This window comes from Neobacillus sp. DZ-9 (assembly GCF_059587065.1).
The window spans coordinates 303946-319908 of record NZ_JCAIOL010000006.1 but is presented as its reverse complement, the minus strand read 5'-3'; the positions used below and the strand labels follow the sequence as shown (position 1 = coordinate 319908).

General features: G+C 35.6%; 13 protein-coding genes and 1 pseudogene. 8 read left to right on the top strand and 6 right to left on the bottom strand.

The window, feature by feature from the left end; all coding sequences use genetic code 11:
• Positions 1 to 46 precede the first annotated feature (46 nt).
• The 3 genes and pseudogenes from hpaB to AC59HZ_RS19030 form a co-directional block, all read right to left on the bottom strand.
• The gene (hpaB, locus tag AC59HZ_RS19040; protein WP_496547363.1) at positions 47 to 1492 is read right to left on the bottom strand and encodes a 4-hydroxyphenylacetate 3-monooxygenase, oxygenase component; all 1446 of its coding nucleotides are present in this window, start codon (positions 1490 to 1492) and stop codon (positions 47 to 49) included.
• A 400-nt stretch (positions 1493 to 1892) separates the two neighbouring features.
• A pseudogene (locus tag AC59HZ_RS19035) lies at positions 1893 to 3426 on the bottom strand (ABC-F family ATP-binding cassette domain-containing protein).
• Positions 3427 to 3886: 460 nt separating this feature from the next.
• Positions 3887 to 4645, bottom strand: a complete 759-nt coding sequence (locus AC59HZ_RS19030; RefSeq protein ID WP_496547362.1) for an SDR family NAD(P)-dependent oxidoreductase — start codon at positions 4643 to 4645, stop codon at positions 3887 to 3889.
• Between the two features lie 155 nt (positions 4646 to 4800).
• Here AC59HZ_RS19030 and AC59HZ_RS19025 point away from each other — a divergent pair, with 155 nt between their 5' ends.
• From AC59HZ_RS19025 to AC59HZ_RS19010, 4 genes are all read left to right on the top strand, one after another.
• Entirely contained in the window at positions 4801 to 6051 is a 1251-nt protein-coding gene (locus tag AC59HZ_RS19025; protein ID WP_496547361.1) for a helix-turn-helix domain-containing protein, read from the top strand.
• 100 nt (positions 6052 to 6151) lie between these two features.
• The gene (locus AC59HZ_RS19020) at positions 6152 to 6589 is read left to right on the top strand and encodes a GNAT family N-acetyltransferase (RefSeq protein ID WP_496547444.1); all 438 of its coding nucleotides are present in this window, start codon (positions 6152 to 6154) and stop codon (positions 6587 to 6589) included.
• A gap of 176 nt (positions 6590 to 6765) precedes the next feature.
• A complete protein-coding gene (locus AC59HZ_RS19015; protein ID WP_496547360.1) occupies positions 6766 to 7158 on the top strand; it encodes a hypothetical protein in 393 nt (130 codons plus the stop codon).
• A 31-nt stretch (positions 7159 to 7189) separates the two neighbouring features.
• Positions 7190 to 7774 (top strand): hypothetical protein, encoded by a 585-nt coding sequence (locus AC59HZ_RS19010; RefSeq protein ID WP_496547359.1) that lies wholly within the window; start codon positions 7190 to 7192, stop codon positions 7772 to 7774.
• A gap of 529 nt (positions 7775 to 8303) precedes the next feature.
• Here the strand turns inward: AC59HZ_RS19010 and AC59HZ_RS19005 are convergent.
• Positions 8304 to 9842, bottom strand: a complete 1539-nt coding sequence (locus tag AC59HZ_RS19005) for a hypothetical protein (RefSeq protein WP_496547358.1) — start codon at positions 9840 to 9842, stop codon at positions 8304 to 8306.
• A gap of 381 nt (positions 9843 to 10223) precedes the next feature.
• Here AC59HZ_RS19005 and AC59HZ_RS19000 point away from each other — a divergent pair, with 381 nt between their 5' ends.
• Positions 10224 to 10607, top strand: coding sequence for a VOC family protein (locus tag AC59HZ_RS19000; RefSeq protein ID WP_496547357.1), 384 nt, complete (start codon positions 10224 to 10226; stop codon positions 10605 to 10607).
• Positions 10608 to 10770: 163 nt separating this feature from the next.
• Here the strand turns inward: AC59HZ_RS19000 and AC59HZ_RS18995 are convergent, their stop codons facing one another.
• The gene (locus tag AC59HZ_RS18995) at positions 10771 to 11268 is read right to left on the bottom strand and encodes an acyl-CoA thioesterase (protein WP_496547356.1); all 498 of its coding nucleotides are present in this window, start codon (positions 11266 to 11268) and stop codon (positions 10771 to 10773) included.
• A gap of 388 nt (positions 11269 to 11656) precedes the next feature.
• Here AC59HZ_RS18995 and AC59HZ_RS18990 point away from each other — a divergent pair, with 388 nt between their 5' ends.
• Together AC59HZ_RS18990 and AC59HZ_RS18985 are read left to right on the top strand one after the other, a co-directional pair.
• Complete coding sequence (locus tag AC59HZ_RS18990) at positions 11657 to 12364, top strand: YybI family spore inner coat protein (protein ID WP_496547443.1); 708 nt, start codon at positions 11657 to 11659, stop codon at positions 12362 to 12364.
• 138 nt (positions 12365 to 12502) lie between these two features.
• The gene (locus AC59HZ_RS18985) at positions 12503 to 12634 is read left to right on the top strand and encodes a hypothetical protein (RefSeq protein WP_496547355.1); all 132 of its coding nucleotides are present in this window, start codon (positions 12503 to 12505) and stop codon (positions 12632 to 12634) included.
• Positions 12635 to 13203: 569 nt separating this feature from the next.
• On the opposite strand, the gene AC59HZ_RS18980 is transcribed toward AC59HZ_RS18985, so the two are convergent.
• Positions 13204 to 14193, bottom strand: coding sequence for a DUF3231 family protein (locus AC59HZ_RS18980; protein ID WP_496547354.1), 990 nt, complete (start codon positions 14191 to 14193; stop codon positions 13204 to 13206).
• Positions 14194 to 14880: 687 nt separating this feature from the next.
• Between AC59HZ_RS18980 and AC59HZ_RS18975 the strand changes: the two genes are divergently transcribed.
• Positions 14881 to 15906: an asparaginase gene (locus tag AC59HZ_RS18975; protein WP_496547353.1), complete on the top strand. Its 1026-nt coding sequence runs from the start codon at positions 14881 to 14883 to the stop codon at positions 15904 to 15906.
• Positions 15907 to 15963: the final 57 nt, after the last annotated feature.

Genomic DNA, 15963 nt, shown 5'->3' with positions numbered 1-15963 from the left:
AATTAATAATTGGAGGATACTGCATTGACAATTTGATAAGCCACTCTTAATTTTTTAGATTTAAAAATCCTCTAATTTCTTCAACATGTTTATCTTTTATATAGTTTTTGTATAAATTACTGGATAATCGAATCGGATCACCAAAAAAGTATCTTTCATATTGGGTTTGCCTTGTACCAAACGAACTCATCGTAAGATCCCATGCCAAACGGAAAAGTTTCACACGGTCCTCGGCATTCATACCATCTGCTTGAAGATATTGGTCGAGTTCTGAACGAATTTCGGAATCAAACGCGCTTTCCGTTGGTATTGTTATCATTCCGCTAGCACCAATTATTTGTATAATTTCGCTGAAACGGGGATAAATTTTAGGAAAGATGTTACTAGCCACTTGTATTGGAATAATACTAGGACGCATAAATCCCCATTCATCCAATTCTGCATCATTTTCTGATTTCTCTAAAAGTGCTTTCATGGTTTCAAGACCAATGATGATTTCGGAGAGTTTTTCTTGTATATGTTGATACTCCCCAACATTAATTGTCTCGACAAGAAGTTGAGCAACTCCAAGAAAAAATTCTGTTTTTACAATTTGTCTGGTTATGACTTGATGATAGGCAAAATGGTAAAAAGAGCTTTCAACCAGGAAATCTGTCGCTGCATCTACATTATCGTAATAAAATACGCGGTCCCATGGAACCAAAACATTGTCAAAGACGACAATTGAGTCCATTTCTTCATATTTTGAACTTAACGGATAATTAAACGAAGATTCTCCCCCCACAAAGGATTCCCTGCAAAAAAATTTTAATCCTTTCGTATTAGATGGAATGGAAAACGCGAACGCCTGGTCAGGATCAAAAAACAATCTTGGTGCAGAAAAAACTAAAATTTCATCCGTTATACCACCTTGAGTGGCAAGTAACCGGGCACCTTTGATAATCAATCCTTTTTCATTTTGATCTATCACCTTAGCGGAGATTGGCTCATTGGAAAAGCCTAAGTAGACTTGTGAACGATTTACCTGAGGAGTAATAAAGGTATGTGAAAACGATAGATCGTGTTCCATTGCCCTTTCATATAGAGATTGAATGTTTTCGGGAAAACAATTTTCCCTATCTCTTAAAACGTTGGCGGAGGAGGCAAAACTCATTACTACCGTATTCATATAGTCAGGACTTCTTCCCATCAATCCATGAGTGTGTCTTGCCCAATGTTCAATCATGTTTCTTCTTCTTTTTAAATCCTCTTTCGTTTTGGGCTGTAAGTAAGATAATCCAATAGTATTTTGGTTTTCTGGCAAAAGGAAAGTCATCTCATTTTTTATATCCTGAGAATTTTGTAAATCATAAAGGGAAGCCTTTGACTTAATAATTCCTTTAAAGGCAGGATGCTCTGAAATTTCCCCTTCGATTTTTTCACCATCAAACCAAATTTCATTTTTCATATTATTTAAACGTTCAATAAAATCCCTGCCATTTATGATACTCATTTTATATCGTCTCCTTATAATGAAGGTCCAAAGAAATGTACGAGTTTAGTTAGTATCATTTTATTAGATTACTTAAATGCTTGTTCATATTGGAAAAGCCTTGTTTTTAAATTGGGCTAAGTGTATCGCTTCAACTGGCATAAAAAAAATGACCTAGGCCGGACGACGACACTACTCTCCAACTCTCCAACTCATTGCTAAAATGTTACCTCAATAAGCCATTAAGAGGGCTTATAAAAGTAAAAAGATCCAACACTATATCTTTGTGATGTTCCTTTTATATATTGTCTGACATTCTATGAAAGTCATATGTTTATCCAGTAAGAATTACTTTTTTTCACTTTGCATAAAACGTCTAAGGGACTTTTTACTGTTTAATATATGAAAAAATGGAGCCGCGCTATACGACATCCTCAATATTTAGAAAACGATCCGCCCACTTTTGATAAAATTTTTCTTTGAGAAACGAGTAAGACACTGCCTTTAAACTGAACGATTGCATTTTGTAAAGCTTCTTTTGTTTCTGCATCTAAATGATTGGTTGGTTCATCCAAGATGAGGAAATTGCAAGGCGAAAGAAGGAGGAGGCATAATCTCACCTTTGATTGTTCACCACCACTTAGTGTCCCAATTGCTTGTGAAGTATGAGTATTCCTCACACCACATTGAGCCAACCGATTTCGAATTTCCTTTACACCCAATTTGGGGTGAAAATCTAAGATAATTTGGATAGGTGTTTTTGTACCATCTTCCCATGCTAAATCTTGCTCGAAATAACCAATCTTTACTGATTCCGAAAACCGAAAACTACCAGCTACTGCCGAAATATGATGAACCAGTGTTTTTAGCAATGTGGATTTTCCGATCCCATTAAAGCCTGTAATCACAAGCTTTTCCCCTCCTAAAACAGAGAAATTTAATTTGGGCAAAAGGGGTTTACCATAACCAACCTCAAGGTCATGTACTTTAAGAGCCATCTGTGCGGAAAGTGGAATATCCTGAAAGATAAAAGTTGGCTTAGTAGTAAAGGTTGGTGGAGCCATTCGTTCCATCCTCTCGAGCTGCTTCCTGCGTCCTTGAGCCATCTTGCTATTTACTCCAGCAATATTTCTTCGAATATATTCCTCCGTTTTTTCAATCTTTTTTTGTTGAGCATCATATTGTCGAATATAATCCGCTCGTAAATGCTCTTTTTGACGAAGAAAATCTGAGTATTTCCCCGCATACTTTTTGATCCTTCCAAACTCGATATCACAGATGCAAGATGATATTTTTTCAAGAAAATCAATATCATGAGAAACAACTATATAAGCACCATCGAATCCGGTTAAATAGCTTGCTAACCAGTCCACATGTTTTTTATCGAGAAAATTTGTTGGCTCATCCAACAATAATACATGGGGCTTTTCAAGCAATAGCTTTCCAAGAATCACTTTCGCTCTCTGGCCGCCGCTCAACTCCTGAATGGGGCAATCAATGCCAATTGCATTAATTCCTAAGCCATAAACCACTTTATCGATGAGGCTTTCAATTGAATAAAATTCACTCGCTTCAAGCTTCTCCTGATCGTTTGCTGCTTGGTCCATGAGATCATAAAGACCTGTAAGCATCATTTCTTGATAGATATCATTCAGTTTTTTTTCTAGTTCAAATAAATGGGCAAATGCTGTTCTCAAATAATCAATAATTGTTTTAGTTCCATTGATTTTCACATATTGGTCAAGATGGCCAATCCGAATATCCCTTTGCCATTTAATCATTCCGTTATCCGGAATGATTTCTCCCATCAATATTTTTATTAGAGTACTTTTTCCGGCACCATTTTGTCCTACAATTCCCATATGTTCACCTTTGTATAAATCAAAACTTGCTTTATCATATAGAAATTTGTCTATAAAACTGTGGGTTAGATTTCTGACTTCAAGTAAACTCATCATAATTCCTCTTTTCTTAAAAATAAAAAAAGCAAAGAGACAGCGTCATAAAAGACGCTAGCTCTTTGCTTTGGTGGTTTTGCTGCATTGATAGATCCAACAAATACTATTTCAATGTGGTGAAAGCTTATTGAAATATTCCAAAACAAAGGGCCAGAGACAAAGCATTGTCTCTGGCCCTTTAATCAATTATTCATCAGCAAATAGTCATACGCAAATAAGCAAAGTAATACTACACTTTTTTAGCAAGCTATTTGCCAATGAATAGAGGAAGCATTAGGCTTCCTGATTAAGCTCCGCACAATGCTTCATTGTATACATTTGCACGGAGCTAAGTTTTCTAATAAAAATTCTATGCTGGGGATTCATCATTGAAAGGACCTTCTTTGTCATTTATTCTATTATAGCATCTCAAGAATATACTCAGAAATGATGACCCCCCGAATGATGTTTCAATTGCTTATAGAGTTAAACCACCATCTACAAGTGCAATTGAACCAGTCATATAGCTTGCTTTATCTGATGCTAAGAAAACAACCATTTCAGCAAGCTCGTTCGGATCAGCATAACGACCCATTCTCATATTTGAAAATTCTTCTGGAACATAACCGCCTTTTTCAAACTGCTCAGTAACACTAGCGGTTAACGCTGTTTGAACACCGCCTGGGCAAAGTGCATTAATACGGATTCCTTTTTTAGCATATTCTAATGCAGCACCTTTCGTTAAACCGATAACTGCATGTTTGCTTGCAGAATATACAGCAACACTATGCTCAGGACGAATTCCTGCAGTAGAAGCTGTGTTAATAATCGATCCGCTTCCTTGCTCTTCCATCACTTTTAGGACATATTTCAATCCAAGGAATACTCCTTTTACATTAACAGACATAATCCGGTCAAATTCAGATTCTTCTACTGAAGTGAAAGGTGCGAACTTTTGGATAATACCTGCATTATTGAAAAATATATCAATGTGGCCATATGTTTCGACTGCTTTATTTACATAGTTTTGCACATCTTCACTTTTCGATACATCTGCCTGAACGAAAATTCCTTCTCCACCTTGCTCTTTCACAAGTTTTAAAGTTTCTTCTCCTGTTTCTCTATTGAAATCAACTAAGACAACGGTTGCTCCGTTACTAGCAAGTTTTAAACTGCTTGCTCTTCCTATGCCACTTCCTGCACCAGTGATAACCGCAATTTTATTTGCTAATTCCATGTTCATTTCCCCTTTGTTTATGATTTCTTACATCATCTATTTTATTGCTGATTAAGAATGAATTATTGTATTATTCTACGGATAATAGTATTTTCTTATTGTAATAAAATAAATAATGTAAACGATTTAAAAAAGGGATGGAGTAGATGAAATAGATGGAAATATCCATGGAGGATATGCAATATATATGCCAGCTTATTTGGGAAGTTCATGGAATACCAGTTTATTATGTCAATGGATTTGGTGAGTTCGAGTACGAATTTTCAAGTAGTGACCTACGGAGTAATCCCTATTATGTTCCATTTAAAGAGCAGATAAGTGTATATACGTATGAAGAGGATCCGAGTGAGTTCCCTATCTTTTTTTCAAATTCAAATTTGAATTCTTTCTTTGTGAATCTTAAAAAATCGAACTATTTTTTAGGTACTATTATTGTAGGACCTACCCTTGAGACCGAAATATCGGATGAAAATATTACAAAGATCATAGATGCTTTTAAAGGAATCATAAATAAAAGAAATCTAATTGAATATTATCAAGCCGTCCCCATTATGGACCATCATCAGCTACTATCGATTAGTTTAATGGTTTATTATTTGCTTTATCGTAAAGCGTTAGATAAAACGTTGGTGCTAGAAAACAATAAAGCGATAGACCTCGGTGTTATACAATCAGAGAATTTAGATGTTGAGCTTTCAAAAGGGAGAAGGAATTTCATTTTTCATTCCAATCTTTCTTATGAACGGGTATTGCTTGATTATGTCAAAAACGGGCGGATCGATAAATTAAAGGATATCTTCGATTACTCTATTGTGGGTGAGGCAGAATTAGGATTATTGTCGAGACGGAATCGCTTACGAAGTGAAAAAAATTTAATGATAACGGGCATTGCCCTTGTTTGCAGAGCTGCCATAGAAGGGGGCTTAAATGAGGAAACGGCCTTTACTTTAAGTGATTATTATATTCAACAAATTGAGGAATTAGGAAACTTAAAGGCCATATTGAGATTAACGGAAGAAGCCATAAGTGATTTTACCAATCGTGTTCACGGTTTAAATGTAGAAAAATATTCTGCACCCATAACTGCTTGTCGACAATATATTTACAACCATCTTTATGGAGACATTACATTGGAACAACTTGCAGAAATGTGTCGATTAAGTCCCAATTACTTATCATCTCTTTTTAAAAAAGAAGTGGGTATTCCTATAAGTGAATATATTCAACAACAACGAGTAGACGAAGCAAAAAAGCTGTTGGCCATATCAAGTTATTCGATTTCAGACATCAGCACTTGGTTAAATTTCAATGATCAAAGTTATTTTATAAAAGTATTTAAAAAATACACAGGTTTAACCCCTAGGCAGTTTAGAAATGATCATTCATCCCATCAACCATCGACATGATGGGATGAAAATGTATTGTATAAGTAATAGCCTTTAGAGGAGAATTATTGGGATATTATGCTAAACTGAATAAAAGGAAATTAAAGGAATGATTCAATTAATGGATATTAGAAAACCTAATGATTTTGAACTAAAAAAGGTATTTTCTCTTTCGCCACAAGCTGTTTTTGATGGCACGTTAGGTGAAGTAGAACCTACGAAAGAAAAAATTGACCAACTTGTTAAACCACTTTTGGAAAAGGGAAGCTATTATTTAATAGCAACAGAAAACGATAAATTAATGGGCTGGATTCTTATAGGGTCTAGCAAAGACCCATTTACTGATATGATGAATGGATTTATTTACGAACTATTTGTTTTAGAAGAATTTAGAGGGAATGGGATTTCCAAACTGTTAATGAGAGCAGGTATTGACCATCTAAAACAAGATGGATATTCAGAAATCCGTCTAAGTGCATTTGCAGGGAATCAAGCAATTAAACTGTATGAAAAATTGGGATTTAGCATTAGGACAATTACTATGAGTTTGCAGTTATAAGAAACTAACTTGTTTCACTAACGGGAGCAAGATGTTAAGAATGGGGTGCTACGGCAGCTCTTTTTTTGTTTCACTAACATAAGCTGGTTAGTTGCTTAGGAAAATTTGATAGTTATATCGTATAAGATACCTATTATTCTCTTCTTTTGGGGAAGTTTAAATAAAAAGGAGTAAAGATGATGAAGAAATGTTTCTTAGCTTTATTGATATTTGTTTTAGCTAGTGATACTGAAGCATATGCAGAAAATAGAGCTAATCCGACTTCGACAAAGGAAGAAATGATGGAAGACATTTTATTTCAGCATTATGCTTCACATTTATTAAAAATAACAAACAGATTATATGATTGCAAAAAAATTCTCAGTATTAAAAGAATTGATAATAAGCATTTAATTAAGGTAGGATTAATTACTTTTACGGGACCTCATAATCCTCCCAATGATTTATATATCATAACTTTCACGGATAGTCCTATTGGTCCAGAGAAACCATTCGAATTTCATTTGGAAAATGTAGATCGTACTGAAAAAATATCCAATGAACAAAATGAAGCTTTTTGTAGGCAATAGTAAATAGATTTAACATGAAGGAGCTTATAACATGACACCCAAAGTTTTATTCAGCATTTTTGCCATATCTATTCTAATGGCAACAGGGCAGCAAGCTCACGCAGAAAGTAATCTAATATCAGCTAAGGAATCTGTAAAGCAAGAAATAAACTACATATACCCTGAAAATAAAGGAAAAGTATTTACTGAAACTGTAGACCAATTTTATGAGGCATTAAGGAAAAGGAGTTATCCAGTTCATCAGCAGTTTTACAGAAAACATTATGAGTTTTACAAAAAACATAAGAATAAACTTGGAAACATGGATACTGCTCTTTTTAAAGACATGCCCAATGAATCAATAAATTTTAGAAAAAAGGTATTGTTTCATGAGGTGGAAAAATTTAATTATATAACTTGGGATGGAAATGGTATTCTTACTACCTACCCAGATATAAAAATGGAATATAATCAGGCAGTCAGTCCAGATAGACAAGTATATTTTTTCTATTCTTTTAAAGATACAGATAAAGAGTTTAGGGGAAGATGTGCAATATATGATGTAGAAACAAAACAACTACTTGCTGGTGGAGATACCTATATTAATAAGTACCCAAAAATAAGAAGTAAAAATTGAGCCAAATTCAAATCATGGCTTTGTTCAGTTCCACTCATAATACTTTAAGTAAAACCCTTCACAACATTTTAGCGATCAAAACGACACTCAGAATCTCTTTGAGCTTAAATTAAAATTAGAATGAGTGGTTGAGTGATCGCTCCTATCAATTGTTTATTTTGGATAATCTCCCTTAATAAGTGCAAGATAATAAGGATTAATTGGTGGAGGTTATTGGTGTGCTTAACAAAAAAAAGAAGTTAACATCATTATTTTGGATTGCTATACTTGGCTTAATTTTAACAACAATATATACAATAATCCTTGGTATTTTAGGATATAGGACAATGAACAGGATCGATTATATTTACAAACAGAATAAACAAAGATCATAAAATAGTTAAAAAGAGTGACAGAAGTCGCTCTTTGTTTATTTCTTCCTTAACTAACGGGGTAGGATTGTTCAATAACGTGGACTTTTTCGCATTAGACACTTAAAATGGGGTTGTCTCATAAAAAAGGAACCGCCTTTTGCGATTCCTAAGGATTTCTATTTATTTGCACCATTTATGATACTAAGCGAATTTGTAAGTGCAGATTTGGACTTGCTGACATCAGGACTTGATGAACGAACTGCAGCCAACACTACGTCAATGGTTCCATCAATTTTAGTCCAGGTGGTACCATCTATTTTCCTAAGTTTAGGCTCTGATGAATCCCATTGATGTTCTAAATTGTCGGCACTTTTCTTCGCTAAAGAAAAGTTATTGGAGTTAACATCTTTTAACATAATATTTTCAATTGTAGCAAAGTCTGTTAATTGTCCAACTAATGTTGTTGAAGAAGCATTCGCTGATAATTTATTTACGGATTTTAGGACACTGAGCGAATTGTTTAGTGCAACTTTACACTTGCTGGCATCTGGATTGGACGAACGAGCAGCTGCTAATACAACGTCAATCGTACCATCAATTTTAGTCCATGTGGTGCCATCGATCTTTCTAAGCTTAGCTTCTGATGTGTCCCATTGATGTTCTAAATCATCCGCACTTGTTTTAGCCGAACTAAAGTTATTTGAGTTTACTTCCGTTAGCATATCATTTTCGATTTTAATAAATCCTGTTAATTGTCCACCTAATGAAGCTTGTGAAGAAACTGTTTGCGATGCTATATCTTTACTTCTCCACACATAACCACCAATACCAACAATTAAGAAAATACAAAGTGCCGCAATGGTTTGGGTCATAACATTTTTCTTGCTTCCTTTAGTTGGGGCTGTTTTTGCTGTTTCGTTTTTTGCATTTATATCAATTTTTGTAACAGCAAGAAAAACTATAATCGCTAAGATAGCTACAAGGAAAATGACACTAGTCACAGTTGTACCCAACCCTAATCCGCCATTAACTTTGGGTTGAGAAAGGAAATCTCCTAATGATGCTCCTAGAGGACGAGTCAAAATATACGCAATCCAAAATGCTAGTACACCATCAAGTTTCATTTTCCATGCTAAGAATATACAAGATATGATAATAATGACGGTTATTCCTGTATTAAGATAGCCAAGTCCTAGTTGTTCGGAATATAAGTCACCGACTGCAGTTCCGAGTGCAAATGTGAAAAGAATGGTAAGCCAATAGAATACTTCTCTTTTTGTTGTAAAGATCGAGTGTATCGAGAGTGTTTTTTCACTCAGATACCAAAATAGAAAAGTTAATCCTAGAAGTACGGAAAAGACGGCTGTGCTTATCTCAAGAGGTACACCTATACCGTCTGTCAAATTATCTGTTACCAACGTTCCAAATACGCTTATTAGCACAACCGTTGTCCAATAAATGCCTGGAACGTATCTCTTTGCTCTAAATTGAAGAACCAACGCAATGAAAAATGCTATTCCCATAATGATCGTAGTGTTAGTTAATCCAAATCCAAGGTTGAAGTTAAGGAAATCGGCAAACGTTTCACCGACAGTTGTACATAAGATCTTAATGATCCAGAAGAAAATAGTTACTTCTGGCACCTTGCTAAACAATTGTTTTACGACTGGTTCTTGCAGTACCGTATTTTGAGTAGCTGATAATTTTTTTGTCAAAAACTCATCTCCTTTTTGGTAACCATTATTATCAAAATCATATTTTCATCACCTAAATCAACTATAGTATAATGATTTTCAGTTTTTATTAAGAAGAGATTAAAACTATCTTAAGTGACTATTAATTTATATTGGGGTTTCTAAGGAATTATGGGGGTGGGGCTGAAGTGCGGTTGCTGAACAAGGAGTTGAAGGTATGCAGCTTCTTGTTTCTTATTGAACAAACGGGGAGGGTTATTGAATACTTGATTTCGAAATACTGATTAAAGTGTTATGATAAATACTGAATAAGAAATTTAACGGATTTTTGGGTTGTTTTGCTTGTAGCCAGATTGTTACCAAAGTAATATACATAGCAAATCTTAAAGGAGGCAAAAACATATGAAAATCATTGTTACCAGTTTATTCGTACAAGATCAAGACAGGGCACTGGAGTTTTATTCAGGAAACCTCGGCTTTGTAAAAAAGCATGACGTTCCTTTAGGAGAATTTAGGTGGATTACGCTTGTTTCACCCGAGGACCAAGAAGGTACCGAGCTTTTGCTCGAACCGAATAACCATCCAGCAGCCAAAGAATATCAAAAGAAGATATTTGCCGAAGGCATCCCAGCAACAATGTTTGGCGTCGCAGATATTCGTAAAGAGTATGAACGATTATTGGAGAATGGCGTGAAGTTTACTAAAGAGCCGACAAAAATGGGAAATCTCACTATAGCTGTTTTCGACGATACATGCGGCAACCTTATTCAGATCATACAGAAGTAACGTTTTGACGAAAAAGTTATCCCATAAAGTGTTTTTATTAGCAATTAAACAACTAACTTTGTGTAAAAGCCTGTCCTCATTTTAGGACAGGCTTTTACATTTTTAGGTTTAATAGATTTAGGAAGTGATAGTATGTCCTCCCGAGCTTTAGATACGGGGATCCTCATTTTCCGCCAAACGTATGTGCTAGATGCTTGCTTTGTTCTCTTCGGAGCTTTCTGGTAATGGACCGTTCTATTCCGGTATTAAACAAATAGTGCTCTTCCTCTGATTCGGGATAAACAGAAGGCACCGGGGCCGGCTGCCCTTTTTCATCTAACGATACAAAAGTTAAAAACGAAGTCGCCGCAACCCGGCTTTGCCTTGTAAAGTAGTTGTCCGCTGTCACTTTTACAAATACTTCCATCGATGTATTCCCGGTCCAAGTGACAAAGGCTTCTAATGTGACTGCATCTTGAAGGGTGATCGGGTGCAAAAAATCGACCGAATCGGTACTTGCGGTCACAACGGGATTTCCACAGTGTTTGACAGCGGCAATACCAGCAACCCGGTCAATTCGGCTCATCAGAGCGCCTCCGAAAAGAGTCTGGTGCGGGTTTGTGTCGTTGGGCAGGACCCCGTCGGTTTGAATTGTTCTAGATTCACTGCAAGATTTTTTCATAAATATAAAATCCTTCTCTCACTGATTTTGATTTTTTCCTATTATATCATAGATTTTTACAGGGCGATTCTCGTGGTTCAATTGACATTAGCGATGGAATGCTACTCAAAATCCCACATATAAATCTAAATGGATACTAATTTGACAGGTGGGGATGGAAATGGGAACCAATGATTTCAATAAAGAGCTCCATCACTATTACACAAAAATTCGTGAAGTGAATCATCCTTTTTATTGGTACTGCTTGGCTAATACGCAGGCAAGAGCCGGATTAATAAATGAAGCAGTGCAAACGATTGATATGGCTTTGTCCTTTCCAAATCCATATCCTTCAAAACACAAACTTTTAGAAATACGGGCTGGACTGCAATCTGCTGATCAAAGAAACATGCGCACCAACAGTCCCTCCGTCGTAACGATAAAGAGGGGGGATATCGACGGAGACGGGATAAAGGATAATGTTTTTCTTACTGCGAATAAAACCCCTGATAGCCCATTTTGGAAGGATATCACCTTGGTTGTCCAAAATGGGAGAACACATAAATATGAATACATCAATTTTAAAAATAACGCTGGATACAATCCAACTCTTTTTCTTGGTGATTTTACAGGTAAAAATGGCGATGATATTTTAGTGGTCATTGATACCGGAGGAAGTGGCGGTACTATTTACGCGTATATTTTTTCATCTATTAACGGTCAATTAAGGCAGATTTTTGATTCGGATACATTCAATGAATCCTATAAGTATGATGTGACATATGAAAATCAATACAAAGCAAAGGTGATCAGTTATCATCTCAAACAAAAGTATATTCTTGACCTAACTTACAAGGGGAAGGAATATCTATCGGAAATTTATAACCCACAAGGTATTTTGAAGGCGCCCATTAATGGCTGGGTTAATCCTTTGGCAGCCTTATATCCAGTTGATATAAACAGGGACGGAATATATGAGCTGGCAGCGCATCAAAGGATAGCAGGAAGGTACAATGCTGACAGTCTGGGAGAAGTGCAAACCGTGTTGAAATGGAACGGCCAGGTGTTTGCTGCTGAAAGGCAGACAGTGGCTACCTTTGGAGGGGAATTGCAATAGTTGAAAGAATGAGTTCGAAAGTAATAATGAAAGCATTTCAAAAATTTGGCCATGACCGATTCATTTTGTATATTTCCTGTTTTTCAACCAATAATATGAAAGTTACAGCGATTTTACTTATATTCAGGAGCTGAAAAAATGAAAACAAAGGACAATTTTTTAGAGGGAGCAAAAGTAACCCAAGATAATGCAATATATGGAACATCCGATAAGAAAGCTAAAAATGGGCCAGGGGATTCACCCAATGTTAATGTTGACAAGAAAAAATAATGAACCTTAATCGGGAAGAACCAACAAATTTCTTGGCTGTTTTTTATTCAAATATAGAAATTTAACAAGGTGATTTCCGATTTCAAGAAAATGAATGGAAGATAAAGGTAGGACATTTTTCAAATGTACAGGACGATTTACATGGATTCAAATGAAAATGCTGCCTTTTAATAATTAAACCGTTCCGTTTTGAGGTGCATATCACATAACTGGCAAGGAAAATGGCGTGCAAACTGACATTAGTTTGCACGTCATTTTTCTGATTTATTGTATTTTTTGCATCTAAAATAGGAGTACCACCAGCAAAACGCGGATTTCCAACGTTAAGGAAATACAAATATAAAAAGCCTAATTTCTCGGGAGTTATAAAAGAGAAATTAGGCTTTAGTTACTTCAGAAAAGCGCCCATTTCTTGAATAAGCCAGAAGATTTATATTGGAAAAAGTGAGTTATAAATAAACTGCTTTTCTAGTTAGGCTGCTTGCTGAAATCTCTCTGAACAATAATAGGGCAACCTTTATCAGGAAATTAAAACGTTTATCACCATGAAAAGGTGTTTCTCTCATTTATCACCATGGCACGGCTAAGGGAGGTTCTTCCAGCCAGCCATTCTCAATCATCATTTTGGCTCCGTCTTCCGCAAATGAGGCAATTTCTGCCGATAATCGAACGTAATCAACCACCAAATCCTTTCTTGAACTCGTTGCCATACTTGTTCCGTAAAATCCTATACTTAAAGCAGTTAAAGTGGTAGCCATAAACATCATCATTTTATCCGAAAAAGGGGCTATTTCCGAGTCAGTCAGTTCAGCATTTCCAGGCATTAAAACAGGTAATCCTTCTTCTTCTAACACGGAACCAAATACATTGGTGTGTTTTGAAGCAATTTCCTTACCCCTTACCATAAATTCCTTTACCTCTTTTGATTGAGCCACCTGGCTCCAAGCCATCATTACTGTTCGTCCTAAAGCATTTTTTTGTAAATTTGCAAATATATTTGTGACTTCTATAGCAGTTAATGGTCTTTTCTTTCTTATTAATCCAGATATTAGGGTTTGACTTTTCACAAAATGTACTTCATTTGACGGAGTCAAAATAGGTGATCGAATGTATAATCCTTTTGACAACAAAAGATTTTTGAAATCAGTATTGAATTTGTTTAGATCAGTAACACATTCTGTAAAATAATCATCAATTTCTGATTTAACAGCAAATGTTTTTGCAATGGCATAAAAACTAAGAGCCATGACACCCATATTTTGTGTTATATACATCATTAAACTATCCGAAAATAATCTTGGAGCAGATATATTTACATCTTCATCCACTTTAAATCCACATGGTATTGCATACCCTTCTTTTTGAAATATCTGGGACAATTTTGTTAAATGAGTTTCCGTTAATTCTAATCCGTTATTAATGATGGAATGAAAATCGCTATCCTCAGCTATTTTCAAAAAGTATGTAAATAAACACTTGCACATACTAGTGCTCATGTAATTATTCCAAATTTGTGCAACTTCAGCAGCGGAAAGTTTCGTGATGTGTGCAGATTCCATTATATTCTCCTCATTCTGATATTGTTGTTTTTATTAATCTTCCCTAATTAAAAATGTATATTTGTTAATCTGGTTAAAAACAAATCTGAAATAAAAGAGGCTGCAACAACGGAGTCTCATTTAACATTAATTGTCTGATATTAATCCATTAAAGTAAGTAGCTGAAATTTTCTGTTCCATTCGGGTAGGTGATGTTTCATACCATCGATTCTAATAAAGAACCGATGGTGTTTTTTATCCAAGAAAGAATTTTTTGCGAGGTTTTTCCAAAAATTGTTTAATTGTCCAAAACTCTTAAAAAATTTCCAAAGCCCTCTAATAAATGTCCAAAGTGCACAGAAAAATATCCAAACCCCGCAAAAAAATGTCCAAAACCACCAAAAATTTGTCCAATGGTTCTTATGGTTTAACGGATGCTAGGTAGCTTCAAACCACATGACCTTTTTATTTCTTTTTGTAGAGTACTATATTCTGCTAACTATTTTTCCAGAGTGAACTTCTTGTAATTAGCGTTAAAATTGGTTGAAACAGGTTAAAGAAAAATGATATAAACCTATGAAGATTTTTCTATCACACACAAAATTTATCAAAACATCCAAATTTTTTAATAAATAGGTTGTTTTAGGATGATTTATATTATATGATTATTCTTAATTATCAAACTATTCAATTATTAGGGGTGATAGGGTGGAATCTACTTTGTTAGTAAACGTAACAAGGGGAAATGTAATTGAGAGCATTCATAAGGGAAATGTGGCAGTAGTCGACGCAAAAGGTCAGTTGCTTTATTATGCAGGAAATCCTAAGAAAATTGTGTTTGCAAGATCCTCAATGAAACCAATTCAAGCTATTCCAGTCGTCGAGACAGGAGCTGCAGATCATTATGAATTTAGTGATGCAGACTTGTCCTTATGTTGTGCATCTCATAATGGAGAAAAAATGCACACGGATCGTGTTCTTGCAATACTTGGAAAAGCCGGGATTGGTGATACCAGTCTAAAATGCGGCACCCATCCTCCACGCTGGCCGGATACATACAAAGAACTTATTCTTCAAGGTAAAGAAGTAACCCCTTTATACAATAATTGTTCAGGGAAGCATACGGGGATGTTGATTACAGCAAAACAAATGAATGAACCGCTTGAAAATTACTATTCTTTCAATCATCCTGTTCAGCAGCGAATACTAGCTGCAGTAAGTGAAATGACCGAATATCCAAATGATCAAATAGAAATTGGAATTGATGGCTGTGGTGTTCCTGTACATGGGGTGCCGCTTGAAAATTTGGCTCATGGCTATGCCAAACTAGCCCGGCCAGATGAACTTCCAGAAAAACGCAGGAATGCAATTAGGAGAATTACGAAGTCGATGGTTACAGCACCCGAAATGGTGGGGGGGACAGATCGCTTTTGTACGGATTTCATGAAAGCTGGAAAAGGAAGATTTATTGGCAAGGCAGGCGCTGAGGGCGTTTATTGCATTGGGGATTTGGAAAAAGGAATCGGAATTGCGGTAAAAATCGAAGATGGAGATGGACGAGCAGCTTATCCGGCTGCAGTGGAAGTCTTAAAACAATTGAATTTATTATCAGAGCAACAGATTGAGTTACTAATGAACCATTATCGACCAAAATTGCATAATTGCCGCGAAGAGGAAATTGGGGAGTTAGTTGCTGACTTCAAGCTTCAAAGTGCAACCGCACTTTTAAGTTAAATTTAAATATTCAAAGGGGGATTTTATTTGAAACATCGTTCATTAACTTTACTTATT

Excerpts from the sequence above, each read along its gene's own strand:
- hpaB (WP_496547363.1), bottom strand. The coding sequence starts at position 1,492 with ATGAGTATCATAAATGGCAGGGATTTTATTGAACGTTTAAATAATATG.
- AC59HZ_RS19030 (WP_496547362.1), bottom strand. The coding sequence starts at position 4,645 with ATGGAATTAGCAAATAAAATTGCGGTTATCACTGGTGCAGGAAGTGGC.
- AC59HZ_RS19025 (WP_496547361.1), top strand. The coding sequence starts at position 4,801 with ATGGAAATATCCATGGAGGATATGCAATATATATGCCAGCTTATTTGG.
- AC59HZ_RS19020 (WP_496547444.1), top strand. The coding sequence starts at position 6,152 with ATGGATATTAGAAAACCTAATGATTTTGAACTAAAAAAGGTATTTTCT.
- AC59HZ_RS19015 (WP_496547360.1), top strand. The coding sequence starts at position 6,766 with ATGATGAAGAAATGTTTCTTAGCTTTATTGATATTTGTTTTAGCTAGT.
- AC59HZ_RS19010 (WP_496547359.1), top strand. The coding sequence starts at position 7,190 with ATGACACCCAAAGTTTTATTCAGCATTTTTGCCATATCTATTCTAATG.
- AC59HZ_RS19000 (WP_496547357.1), top strand. The coding sequence starts at position 10,224 with ATGAAAATCATTGTTACCAGTTTATTCGTACAAGATCAAGACAGGGCA.
- AC59HZ_RS18995 (WP_496547356.1), bottom strand. The coding sequence starts at position 11,268 with ATGAAAAAATCTTGCAGTGAATCTAGAACAATTCAAACCGACGGGGTC.
- AC59HZ_RS18990 (WP_496547443.1), top strand. The coding sequence starts at position 11,657 with ATGCGCACCAACAGTCCCTCCGTCGTAACGATAAAGAGGGGGGATATC.
- AC59HZ_RS18985 (WP_496547355.1), top strand. The coding sequence starts at position 12,503 with ATGAAAACAAAGGACAATTTTTTAGAGGGAGCAAAAGTAACCCAAGAT.
- AC59HZ_RS18980 (WP_496547354.1), bottom strand. The coding sequence starts at position 14,193 with ATGGAATCTGCACACATCACGAAACTTTCCGCTGCTGAAGTTGCACAA.